The sequence below is a fragment of the Sphingomonas bacterium genome (assembly GCF_903644055.1).
Classification (GTDB): Bacteria; Pseudomonadota; Alphaproteobacteria; order Sphingomonadales; family Sphingomonadaceae; genus Sphingomonas_I.
Genome location: NZ_CAHJXD010000109.1, coordinates 1 through 11,362 on the forward strand (window position 1 = coordinate 1; position 11,362 = coordinate 11,362).

Sequence of the window (11,362 nt, forward strand, 5' to 3'; positions counted from 1 at the left end):
GCTCGGCCAGGCGCTGCTCGGCGCGGGGCCGCACCGCAGGCTGTGGATCGCCGGCCGCGCGCGCCGCGACGCGTGGAGCGGAGGCGACGCCTGCGAGCTTCATGTCGACGATGCCGCCTGGGCCGATTGACCCGCGCCGCCGACGCCCCTAAGCGCGTCCCCTCTCTAGGCGGCCCCTTCGTCTAGCGGTCCAGGACGCGGCCCTTTCACGGCTGAAACACGGGTTCGATTCCCGTAGGGGTCACCAACTTCTGGGACGCAAGCGTCGTCGGAGTTTCTTTGAACGCGCCTATGGCGCGTTGGCCGGCGCCGCCTGAAACTCGCCCTTCCGCGAGTTTCCAGACAGACTTTCAGGCCTCCAGAAGGCGGCGCTGGATCTGGCCGGTGGCGGGCGTGCGCGGGAGGCTCTCGACCACTTTGAGCCGGCGCGGGTGCTTGTGCGGCGCGAGCGATCCCGCGCAATATTGCCGCAGGGCCTCGATCGTCATCGTCTCGCCGGCGCGCGGCACGACCAGCGCGGTCACCACCTGGCCCCAATCGGGATCGGGCACGCCGATCACCGCCGCGTCGGCGAGCGCGGGATGGCCCTGGAGCACCGATTCAACTTCGGCGGGGGAAATCCATTCGCCGCCCGACCGGATCAGGTCCCCGGCCCGGCCGACGATCGTGCGATACCCCTCGTCATCCACCTCGGCGAGGTCGCCGGTCCTGAAGAATCCGTCGGTGAAGGCGTTCGCGGTCGCCTCCTCGTTCCGGAAATAGCCGCTGAACAGATAGGGGCTCTTGACCATGATCTCGCCGTCGTCGCCCTCGCGGAGGATCACGCTCGGGCTGGGCAGGCCGACCGCGCCCGGCTTCCGATCGATATCCTCGGGCCCCATCGTGCAGACCAGCCAGCCTTCGGTCGAGCCGTAGGCGATCGAGATGGGGATGCCCGGAAAGGCGCCGCGGATCGCCGCGACGAGCTCGGGCGTGACCTTGGAGGTGCCGGTCTCGGCGGCGCGCAGGCAGGAGAGATCATAGCCCGCGCGATCATGCTCGACGATGCGCCGCCACACCACCGGGATCGCGCGCAGCACGTCCGAGCGGTGCCGGTCGATCGCGCGGATGATCGTCTCGGCATCGGCCTTGTCGATATAGACGACGGCGGAACCCTGCACCCACCAGGTGAGCGCGCGCGACCAGTTCGCCATATGGAATTGCGGGAACATGATGATCGTCGGTTTCGCAAGGTAGGGGCTGCCCGCCCCGGCGCGCAGCCGCTGGGTGCGATGCGAAAGCAGGCATCCCTTGGGGCTGCCGGTCGTTCCGCTGGTATAATACATGACGACCGGATCGTCCTCGAACACCTGCGGCAGCGGCAGGGCCGCGGCCGGCGCTCGCGTTGACAGCGCCTGGATGGTCGTCCGCCCGGATGCCTCGTCGCCCATCACCAGCTTCGGCTCGCAATGGGCGAGCAGGCGGTCGATCTCCTCGGAGGTCGCCTTGGGGTTGAGCGGCGTGAAGATCGCGCCGACGAACGCGCAGGCGAAGTGAACGGCCATCGCATCGATGCACGTCTCGGCGATCCACGCCACCCGGTCGCCGCGCTGGACGTCGGCGGCGAGCATCGCCTGCGCGAGCGCATCGGCGCGGGCCTCGGCGTCGGCGAAGGTGATCGAGCGGTCGCCATGCCACGCCGCCACCGCGCGCGGCACGCGGAAGGCCGCGGTGCGCAGGATATCGCCGACCAGCAGCGGGCTCGCCGTCATCGCTCCTCTCCGGCGGCCGTCAGACTGCGACCGTTTCCGTTTCCCTGGCGATACCCGCCTCCATCGTGACATCCTTGATGACGCCGAACTTGTGATAGCTCCCCAGATGATCGGTGAGATAGTCGGGCGCCTCGCCGGTCTTGATGAACCAGCCGGTCGGGCACATCGTCAATATCTCGACCATCGAGAAGCCGCGCTTCTCGTCCTGTGCCTTCAGCGCCGAGGCGATCATCTTGCGCGTCTTGAAGAGGTTGCCGGCATTGTTGGTGGCGCCGCGCGCGAGATAGGCGACCCCTTCCAGCGGCGCCAGCATCTCGGTCATCCGGATCGGGTAGCCGTGCTTCTTGGGATCGCGCCCCTCGAGCGAATTCTTGGTGCGCTGGCCGAGCACCGTCGTCGCGGTCATATGCCCGCCGGTTTCGCCGAACACGCCATTGTTGAGCATGATGCAGGTGATGTTCTCGCCACGCGCGGCGGTATGGATCACCTCCTGCAACCCTTCGTTCACCATGTCGCCATCGCCCTGCATCGTGAAGACGATGCTGTCGGGCCGGGCGCGCTTGAACCCCGTGGCAAGGCTCGGCGCGCGGCCGTGCAGCGCCTGCAGCATCTCGACATCGAGCCCCGGCGAGAAGGACGTGTAGCAGCCGATACCGAACACGCCGACGGTGCGGGCGGTGAGGCCGAGCTCGTCGATCATCTCGACGACCGATCGCATCGCCGCCGGCTCGCCGCAACCCGCGCAAAGCTTGTGCGCGCCGGGCAGCATCAGCGGCGGCGCGAAATCGTCGATCAGCCTGGCAGGCCGGGAAGGCGCCGTATCGGTCTTGACCACCATGTTCATGCCGCAATCTCCTGCCCAAGCCGCGCCATCGCCGCGCTGATCCGCGCCTCGACCTTTTCGGGCGTCAATTCCGGCGCGACTCCGAACCCCGAGGAATCGAAGCTCAGACCCCCGATCGATTCCGCTTCGCGGTCCCGTACCGACAGAAGCACGTCGTCGATCATCTGCCCGGCGTTGAGTTCGTAGACGCCGATCGCGCGCGCGCTGCGCGTGGCGGCGACCAGCGCCTCCTTCGGGAAGGGCCATAATGTGATCGGCCGGAAGAAGCCGACGCGCACGCCGCGCTCGCGCATCCGCCCGACGACATAGCGCACGATCCGCGCCGGCGTGCCATAGGCCGCGACGACGTAATCGGCATCCTCGCACCATCCCGCCTCGTACATCGGCGGCACGGCGGCGCGCACCCCCGCGATCTTGGCGCCGCTGGTTTCCAGATATTGGCCGTAATTGACCCACACCGGCGCGTTGCGCTTGGTCGTCATGATCGACGAGAGGATCCGCGCGTTGCCCGTGCCGCTGGTCGAGCCATCGAGCATCCAGTCATTGGCGGGAAGCGCACCGAAATCGGCCGGCCCGGTCTCCACCGCCTCGATGACGTGGGCGAGATAATAGTCGCCCATGAACATCACCGGGTTGCGGGTGAGATCGGCGATGTGAAAGGCTTGCTGGATCAATGTCACCGCCTCCGCGATGCCGGCCGGCGCCAGCACGACGGTGCGATAATCGCCATGCCCGCCGCCGCGCGTCGCCTGATAATAATCGCCCTGGCCGCGCGCCATGTTGAGCACCACCATCGGCACGCGCGCAAAGCAAAGCTCCGCGATCGATTCCTGCATCAGCGACAGCCCCTGGCCGACCGAGCCCGTCGCCGCGCGCAGGCCCGCCGCCGCGGCACCCCACGCCATGCCGATCGCCTCCAGCTCGCTCTCCGCATTGACGCAATCGCCGCCGACGTCCGGCAACAGCCGCGCCATGCCCTCCAGAACTTCGGTGAACGGCGTCATCGGATAGCCCGCGAAGAAACGGCATCCGGCCGATACCATCGCATGCGCCAGCGCATCCGACCCTTCCAACAGCTCCACGCTCATGCCATTTCCTCCTCGCCGACGGGGACGGGTTCGTCGTAGCGCCACACCTGGAACACGAAATCCGGACAGATCAGCGCGCAGGCGTGGCAGGCCGTGCAGCCGGGCTCGAGCTCGGGGTACAGATAGCCCATGGCGTTGCGCTTGTCGGTCGTCATCGTCAGCACGCCCGGCTTGCAGGCGTCGATGCACAGGTCGCAGCCCTTGCAGCGATCGACATCGATCACCAGCGTGCCGCGGGAGACTTTGCGCGCTTCGCTCATGCCGCTTGCTCCAGTGCCGGCCAGGCCGGGCAGGCATAAGCCGCGACCGCCTCGTACCCGAGAGTCAGCGCCCGCCGGTTGGCGTCCGCGAATTCCCGGCGATAGGGCGGCAGCACTTCCTCGCAGACGGCGTGGAGCGCGCCGAGCGTGACGATGCCGGTCGCCGCCGTGAACGCGCCGAGCGCGACCATCGAGCCCGCCTGGCCCATGCCGGCGTCGGCCGCCATCCCCGTCGCGGCGAGCGGCACGATGGCGCCGTCATAGCCGAGAAGCGGCACATCGAACACGCTCGTGTTGACGAGCAGGAGCCCGCCCGGCCGCAGCTTCGCGGCGACATCCGGCCAACCCTTGGGATGCATGACGATCGCCGCCCAGGCATGATCGATCACCGGTGGGGTGAAGAGGCTGTCCTCGCCGATCACCACCGTCGCGTCGGTATCGCCGCCGCGCATCGCCCCGCCATAGGTGCCGAACATCAGGACGCGGCGGCCCGAGCGCATCGCGGCGGTCGCCAGCGTCTTCGAAGCAAGCTGCACACCCTGCCCGCCGATACCCGAAAACAATATCTCGCGTTCCACCACGCTCTCCCGTTATCGTGGCCGGCTACCATTTGACTAGATGAGTGTCTAGCCAATCCTGGCTGGCATTGCGGCGAAGGCCAGCATCCGCCGCGCGGTCGCGGCAATGGCGATCTCCGTTTCCGACGGCCGCCACACGGTGGCCCCGGCGGTCGCCAGATATTCGATCTCGGCGACAATCATCGCCGCCTCCACGCGCACGTCGGGGGCCTCGTCATTGGCCGGGTCGTCGCGGAGCTGGTGGCACAGCAGCCTCGCCAATCGGTCGCGATGCCCGCGATGGAGGCCGGTTCCGACATCGTCATGGACGAGCGCCGCCCGGTAAACCGCCAGACTTCCCTTGGCGCGCTTGAACCCCTCGGTCACGCGTTTCAGCCAGCTTGAAAGCGCGGCGAGGTTCGGAGGCGAGCCGGGATCGAGCTGCGCGAAGAGCCGGGCCTGGCCCTCCCAATCCTCGACCACGAGCGCCACGAGCAGCATCTGCATGCCCGCGAAATGCTGATAGACGGTCGCGCGCGAGACCGACGCCGCCGCCGCGATATCGTCCATCGCGGTCGCCTCCACGCCACGGCCGAGCAAGACGGGCCGCGCCGCGGCGAGGATCTTCCGCCGTGTGGCTTCGCGATAGGCGGCCCTTTTCGAGGGGCGCGCGTCAGGCACCGGATCGCGCGCCACCAGAATAGATTTCCGCTCCATCACATCCGCCGTCCCGACGCCCGGCGCCGTTGGCGGCGCAGGCCTTCGCTATCGCCATGGTCCTGCATCTGGATTGGACATTTGTCTATCGAGCGATCATTCCGCCAGCAGGTCGCGTGTCTCGGGATGCCGATCGACATAAGCGGCGACGAATGCGCAGAGCGGGCGGATCGTGAGGCCCTTGGCGCGCACATCGGCGAGCGCGCCCGCGATCAGGCGGGTGCCGATGCCCTTGCCCTCCAGCGCCTCAGGCACTTCGGTATGGGTGAAGGCGAGGACATCGCCTTCGCGGCGATAGACGGCGATCGCGGTGTGGCCGTCCGCCGCCAGTTCGTAGCGGCTCCGTGCGCTATTGTCGTGGACCTCGCTCATGACCTGTCACGCCGTCCCAGCAAACGCAGCCGCAGCGCGTTCAATTTGATGAAGCCCGCCGCGTCGCGCTGGTCGTACGCTCCCTGATCGTCCTCGAAGGTCACGACCTTTTCCGAATAGAGCGTGTTGGGGGATTTGCGACCGATGACGTGGACGCCGCCCTTGTAGAGCTTGAGCCGCACCGTGCCGCTGACCTTCCGCTGGCTGTGATCGATCGCCGCCTGCAACATCTCGCGCTCGGGCGAGAACCAGAAGCCGTTGTAGATCAGCTCGGCATAGCGCGGGGCGAGCTCGTCCTTGAGGTGCGCGGCGCCGCGATCGAGCGTGATCTGCTCGATGCCGCGATGCGCGAGATGATAGATGGTGCCGCCCGGCGTCTCGTACATGCCGCGCGACTTCATGCCGACGAAGCGGTTCTCGACCAGATCGAGCCGGCCGATGCCATGCGTCTTGCCATGGTCGTTGAGCTTGGCGAGCAGATCGGCGGGGCCGTAGCCGATGCCGTCGATCCCCACCGCGTCGCCGCGCTCGAAATCGACCGTGATGATCTGGGGCGTGTTCGGCGCATCCTCGGGATTGTCGGTGCGCGAATAGACGTAATCGGGTACCTCCTCCCACGGATCCTCGAGCACCTTGCCCTCGGACGAGGTGTGGAGCAGGTTGGCGTCGGTGGAAAAGGGGCTTTCGCCGCGCTTGTCCTTGGCGACCGCGATCTGATGCGCCTCGGCATATTCGATCAGCCTGGTGCGGCTGGTGAGATCCCATTCGCGCCACGGGGCGATCACGCGGATATCGGGGGCAAGCGCATAATAGCCGAGCTCGAAGCGGACCTGGTCATTGCCCTTGCCGGTGGCGCCATGGCTGACCGCATCGGCGCCGACCATCCGCGCGATCTCGATCTGGCGCTTGGCGATCAGCGGCCGCGCGATCGAGGTGCCGAGCAAGTAAAGCCCTTCGTAGAGCGCATTGGCGCGCATCATCGGCATGACGTAATCGCGAACGAATTCGTCGCGCAGATCGTCGATGAAGATATGCTCGGGCCTCACCCCCATCCGCTCGGCCTTGGCGCGCGCGGGCTCCAGCTCCTCGCCCTGGCCGAGATCGGCGGTGAAGGTGACGACCTCGCAGGCGTAGGTTTCCTTGAGCCATTTGAGGATGACGCTCGTGTCGAGCCCCCCCGAATAGGCCAACACCACGCGCTTGACGTCGCTCATCTCGTCCCGGACTCCTGCTGAACCGCGCCTCCCTAGCGGCAACGCCCGCGCTTTGCAGCCATGATGAGATGTCAGCGCCGCAATATGCGTGTCGTCCGAGACCTACGCCCGCAACACGACTCGGCGATTACGCCGATCATGCGGTACTTTGCCGCCGTACGACAGGAGATGATATGAAGCTGCTGCTTGCAGGCGTCGCGCTTTCCAGCCTCTGCGCCACCGCGCTGATCGCCCAGGATGCGCCCCCGCCCCCTCCGCCGCCGGGCCTGCACGGGCCGGGCAAGGCGATGAAGCCGATCACGCGCGCCGAGGTGCAGGCGATGGTCGCCGCGCATTTCGCCGAACTCGATGCCAACCATGACGGCAAGGTCACCAAAGCCGAGTTCGATGCCGACGAGGCCAGGCGCCGCGCCGAGATGGATAGCCGGCGGGCGGCGCACCGCGATCAGGAGTTCACCAAGCTCGACGCCAATCGCGACGGCGCGCTTTCGAAGAGCGAATTCGACGCGCCGCCGCCCAGGCCCGCAGGTGGGCCGGACAGGCCGCCGCCACCGCGCGGCGGCCCGGGCATGGGCCCGATGCGCGACCACGGCATGATGATGGTGGGCCCGCGCTGGTTCGATCGCGCCGATGCCAACCATGACGGCGCGGTGACCCTGGCGGAGGCGCAGACCGCCGTGCTGGCGATGTTCGACAGGCTCGACGCCAACCATGACGGCACGATCACGCCCGACGAGATGCGCGCGATGTGGACGCGCGGCCCCGGTGGCCGCGGCGGTCCCCGAGGGCCGGGTGGCGACATGCCGCCGCCGCCGCAGCAATAAGCCGCATATTCCCTCCGCCGTCACCCGAGGCAAGTTCGTGACGGTGGGGGGATGAGTGGAAGGCTCGTTTCTCCGGCCTGTCAGGCCTGGGCTTCCATGGCGGCCGCAGCTTCCCGATCGCGCTCCGCACGGCTTTTCTTCTCGGACGTGGACTTGAGCTGGCCGCACGCCGCCATGATGTCGCGCCCGCGCGGCGAGCGGACGGGCGCCGAGATCCCCGCCTTGAAGATGATGTCCGAAAAGCGCGCGATGCGATCCGGCGCCGAACATTCGTAGGCGCTGCCCGGCCAGGGATTGAACGGGATCAGATTGACCTTGGCGGGGAGCTTGTAGGCGCGAAGCAGGCGGACGAGCTCGCGCGCATCCTCGTCGCTGTCGTTCTTGTCCTTCAGCATGACATATTCGAAGGTGATGCGCCGCGCATTGTTGGCGCCCGGATAGGCCGCGCACGCCTCCAGCAACGCCTCGATGCCGTACTTCTTGTTGAGCGGCACGAGCTCGTCGCGCACCGGCTTGGTGACGCCATGCAGCGACACCGCGAGATTGACCCCGATCTCCTCCCCCGCGCGCGCCATCATCGGCACGACTCCGGAGGTGGAGAGCGTGATCCGCCGCTTGGAGAGCGCGAGGCCGTCGCCGTCCATGATGAGCTTCAAGGCGTCGCGGACCTGATCGAAATTGTACAGCGGCTCGCCCATCCCCATCATGACGATATTGGTCAGCAGGCGCCCCTCCGGCTGGCTCGGCCATTCGCCGAGCGCATCGCGCGCGAGCATCACCTGGCCGACGATCTCGCCCGCGGTAAGGTTGCGGACCAGCCGCATCGTACCGGTGTGGCAGAAGCTGCAGGTCAGCGTGCAGCCGACCTGGCTCGAGACGCAGAGCGTCCCCCGATCGGCGTCGGGGATGAAGACCATCTCATAATCCTGCCCTCCCTGCCCGTCATTGGCATCGGAGCGCAGCAGCCATTTGCGCGTGCCGTCGCGCGAAACCTGCGCCTCGATGACCTCGGGCCGGCCGATCACGAAGCGTTCGGCAAGCCACGGGTGCATCGTCTTGGAGATGTCGCTCATCACGGCGAAACCGGTGGCGCCGCGATTGTAGATCCAGTGCCAGAGCTGCTTGGCGCGCAGCTTGGCCTGCCTGGCATCGAGCCCCGCCGCGACGAGCAGATCGCGCATCGCCTCCCGCGGCAGGCCGAGCAGATCGACGCGGCCATCGGCGCGCGGCACCTCGGCGCGCGGCACGGGCACCGGATCGATCAGGCCGGGGGAAGGCATCAATGCGTTCATTCGGACGCCACTTAGAAGGGTGGGTGCGTCTTTTCCAGCAACCTCGTGGCACCCGCGCAAACAAGCCTCTGGCGAAGGGCCATGGCCGCGCTATAACCTTCGTCCGGGACGGGAGCGTGGGCAGGACATGAAAGCGACGATCGAACGAGCAACGCTGCTGAAGGCGCTCAGCCATGTCCAATCGGTGGTCGAGCGGCGCAACACGATCCCGATCCTCTCCAACGTGCTGCTGGAAGCGACCGCCGGCGGCGCGCTGAAGCTGATGGCGACCGACCTCGACCTTCAGTTCGTCGAGACGATCTCCGCGCAGGTCGAGACCGCGGGCGCAATCACCGTGCCCGCGCACACCCTGTTCGATATCGCGCGCAAGTTGCAGGAAGGCAGCCAGGTCCAGTTGACCGCGGCCGAGGGCAAGATGCTCGTCACGGCGGCGCGCTCGCGGTTCAACCTGCAAACCCTGCCGCGCGACGATTTCCCGGTGATCGCCGAGGGCGAGCTGCCCACCCGGTTCGAGCTGCCCGCCGAAACGCTCAAGCAGATCATCGACAAGACGCGCTTCGCCATTTCGACCGAAGAGACGCGCTACTATCTCAACGGCATCTTCCTCCACGTCTCGGACGATGCGACGCCGGTGCTCAAGGCGGCGGCGACCGACGGCCATCGCCTCGCGCGCGTCACCGTGCCGCGCCCCGACGGCGCCGAGGGCATGCCGGACGTGATCGTGCCGCGAAAATGCGTCGGCGAGCTGCGCAAATTGCTCGACGAGGTCGATGGCTCGGTCGAGGTGTCGCTGTCGCCGACCAAGGTCCGCTTCGGAATGGGATCGGCGATCCTCACCTCCAAGCTGATCGACGGCACCTTTCCCGATTACAATCGCGTCATCCCGACCGCGAACGACAAATTGCTCAAGATCGATCCGCGCAGCTTCGAGGATGGCGTCGATCGCGTCGCCACCATCGCCAGCGAGAAGACCCGCGCGGTGAAGATGAGCCTCGACAAGGACAAGATCACGCTTTCGGTGACCAGTCCCGAGAACGGCACCGCCGCCGAGGAGGTGCCCGGCGATTATGGCGCGCAGGCGTTCGATATCGGCTTCAACGCGCGCTATCTGCTCGACATCCTCGGTCAGATCGAGGGCGACACGGTCGAGGTCCATCTCGCCGACGCCGCCGCGCCGACATTGATCCGCGAGAATGACAAGGCGCCCGCGCTCTATGTGCTGATGCCGATGCGGGTTTGAGCCCGAGCCGGAGATCGCTTCCGACGCCCGATGATAATCCTTGCGCCGGTAAGGAAAAGCCTTACTTTGGCGGGATGATAGAAAGCCGCATCACCAGCAAGGGGCAGACGACGGTGCCGCGTGCGGTGCGTGCCGCTTTGGGCCTGCACGAAGGCGAGAGGGTCGCTTACGAGATCGAGGGCGATCGCGTCGTGCTGACGCGGGTGAAAGCCTCGCTTGATCCATTTGAAAATCCGTTCGCGATGTTCACCGAATGGGCGGACGAAATCGACTGCGAGGCGTTCGACAATCTTTGAGATCGGCGACGTCGTCCGCGTGCCGTTTCCCTTCGTGGAGCGCACCCGCCTGCGGGCGCGGCCCGCGCTGATCGTCAGCGGGCCGGTCGGTCCCGACGGCGCATTGCTCTGGTCGTTGATGATCACCAGCGCTCGGCGCGGGCGATGGCCGGGCGATATCGCGATCGGTGGCGACCACGCACGCTACGGCCTGCCGGTGCCCTGTTTCATCCGGACGGCGAAGATCGCGGCGCTGGAGGCATCGGCGATCGAGCGGCGGCTCGGCCAACTGCCCGCCGACCTTTCGGACGAAGTGAAGCGAGAGATACGAGACGCGCTTGGTTGGCGCTAATGCCGCTCGCCCGCCTCGCCCTCACCGATTTCCGCAACCATGCCGAAGCGCGGGTCGCGCCTGGTCCCGGCTTCGTCATCCTCACCGGCGAAAATGGCGCGGGCAAGACCAATATTCTCGAGGCGGTGTCGCTGCTCGCGCCGGGGCGGGGGCTGCGGGGGGCGGTGCTGGGGGAGATGGCGCGGGGCGATGGGCCGGGGGGGTTTTCGGTCAGCGCCGATCTGGGCGATGGCGTCACGATCGGAACGGGGACGCTGGCGGCGGCGCCCGAGCGGCGGGTGGTGCGGATCAACGGTGCTGCCGCAAGTGCCGCCGCGCTGGGCGAGTGGCTGGCGGTGCTGTGGCTGACGCCGCAGATGGACCGGCTGTTCGCCGAAGGCGCGAGCGCGCGGCGGCGGTTCCTCGACCGGCTGGTGCTGGCGCGCGAGCCCGGGCATGCGGGGCACGCCAACCGCTATGAAGCGGCGATGCGGGCGCGCAACAAATTGCTCGCCGAGCCCGAGGGCGCCGATGCGGCATGGCTGGCGGCGCTGGAGGCGGGGATGGCCGAGCATGGCATCGCGATCGCCGAGGCGC

Annotated in this window: 14 protein-coding genes and 1 tRNA gene; 6 read left to right on the forward strand and 9 right to left on the reverse strand. The window is 67.5% G+C overall.

The annotated features are described in order from the left end of the window. The first annotated feature begins 171 nt into the window (after positions 1-171). A tRNA-Glu gene (locus HUU94_RS04565) sits at positions 172-247 on the forward strand. Between the two features lie 103 nt (positions 248-350). Here HUU94_RS04565 and HUU94_RS04570 read toward each other — a convergent pair. The 8 genes from HUU94_RS04570 to HUU94_RS04605 all read right to left on the reverse strand — a co-directional run bounded on the left by HUU94_RS04570 (position 351) and on the right by HUU94_RS04605 (position 6,803). Further along, positions 351-1,751, reverse strand: coding sequence for a class I adenylate-forming enzyme family protein (locus tag HUU94_RS04570; protein ID WP_174273922.1), 1,401 nt, complete (start codon positions 1,749-1,751; stop codon positions 351-353). Between the two features lie 19 nt (positions 1,752-1,770). After that, positions 1,771-2,595, reverse strand: coding sequence for a thiamine pyrophosphate-dependent enzyme (locus HUU94_RS04575; protein WP_174273923.1), 825 nt, complete (start codon positions 2,593-2,595; stop codon positions 1,771-1,773). Further along, on the reverse strand, positions 2,592-3,683 hold the full coding sequence (locus tag HUU94_RS04580) for a thiamine pyrophosphate-binding protein (RefSeq protein WP_174273924.1): 1,092 nt from the start codon (positions 3,681-3,683) through the stop codon (positions 2,592-2,594). The genes HUU94_RS04575 and HUU94_RS04580 overlap by 4 nt, the downstream gene beginning before the upstream one ends. After that, positions 3,680-3,943, reverse strand: a complete 264-nt coding sequence (locus tag HUU94_RS04585; protein WP_174273925.1) for a 4Fe-4S dicluster domain-containing protein — start codon at positions 3,941-3,943, stop codon at positions 3,680-3,682. Before HUU94_RS04585 ends, HUU94_RS04580 begins: the two co-directional genes overlap by 4 nt. Next, positions 3,940-4,521, reverse strand: coding sequence for a 2-oxoacid:acceptor oxidoreductase family protein (locus tag HUU94_RS04590; RefSeq protein WP_174273926.1), 582 nt, complete (start codon positions 4,519-4,521; stop codon positions 3,940-3,942). Before HUU94_RS04590 ends, HUU94_RS04585 begins: the two co-directional genes overlap by 4 nt. Positions 4,522-4,569: 48 nt before the next feature. Next, positions 4,570-5,217, reverse strand: coding sequence for a TetR/AcrR family transcriptional regulator (locus HUU94_RS04595; protein WP_174273927.1), 648 nt, complete (start codon positions 5,215-5,217; stop codon positions 4,570-4,572). 96 nt (positions 5,218-5,313) lie between these two features. Next, positions 5,314-5,589 carry a GNAT family N-acetyltransferase gene (locus HUU94_RS04600; RefSeq protein WP_174273928.1) on the reverse strand — a complete coding sequence of 92 codons (276 nt, stop codon included), beginning with the start codon at positions 5,587-5,589 and terminating at the stop codon, positions 5,314-5,316. Next, entirely contained in the window at positions 5,586-6,803 is a 1,218-nt protein-coding gene (locus HUU94_RS04605; RefSeq protein WP_174273929.1) for an argininosuccinate synthase, read from the reverse strand. The genes HUU94_RS04600 and HUU94_RS04605 overlap by 4 nt, the downstream gene beginning before the upstream one ends. A gap of 173 nt (positions 6,804-6,976) precedes the next feature. Here HUU94_RS04605 and HUU94_RS04610 point away from each other — a divergent pair, with 173 nt between their 5' ends. After that, complete coding sequence (locus HUU94_RS04610) at positions 6,977-7,627, forward strand: EF-hand domain-containing protein (RefSeq protein ID WP_174273930.1); 651 nt, start codon at positions 6,977-6,979, stop codon at positions 7,625-7,627. Between the two features lie 80 nt (positions 7,628-7,707). Here the strand turns inward: HUU94_RS04610 and rlmN are convergent, their stop codons facing one another. Then, on the reverse strand, positions 7,708-8,919 hold the full coding sequence (gene rlmN, locus HUU94_RS04615) for a 23S rRNA (adenine(2503)-C(2))-methyltransferase RlmN (protein WP_254601951.1): 1,212 nt from the start codon (positions 8,917-8,919) through the stop codon (positions 7,708-7,710). Between the two features lie 127 nt (positions 8,920-9,046). Here rlmN and dnaN point away from each other — a divergent pair, with 127 nt between their 5' ends. From dnaN to HUU94_RS04635, 4 genes are all read left to right on the forward strand, one after another. After that, positions 9,047-10,159 (forward strand): DNA polymerase III subunit beta, encoded by a 1,113-nt coding sequence (dnaN, locus tag HUU94_RS04620; RefSeq protein WP_174273931.1) that lies wholly within the window; start codon positions 9,047-9,049, stop codon positions 10,157-10,159. 74 nt (positions 10,160-10,233) lie between these two features. After that, positions 10,234-10,455 carry an AbrB/MazE/SpoVT family DNA-binding domain-containing protein gene (locus tag HUU94_RS04625; protein WP_174273932.1) on the forward strand — a complete coding sequence of 74 codons (222 nt, stop codon included), beginning with the start codon at positions 10,234-10,236 and terminating at the stop codon, positions 10,453-10,455. Next, on the forward strand, positions 10,385-10,786 hold the full coding sequence (locus tag HUU94_RS04630) for a type II toxin-antitoxin system PemK/MazF family toxin (protein ID WP_438827103.1): 402 nt from the start codon (positions 10,385-10,387) through the stop codon (positions 10,784-10,786). The genes HUU94_RS04625 and HUU94_RS04630 overlap by 71 nt, the downstream gene beginning before the upstream one ends. After that, on the forward strand, positions 10,786-11,362 hold a 577-nt coding region (locus HUU94_RS04635; RefSeq protein ID WP_174273933.1), incomplete at its 3' end, for an AAA family ATPase. The genes HUU94_RS04630 and HUU94_RS04635, both read left to right, overlap by 1 nt.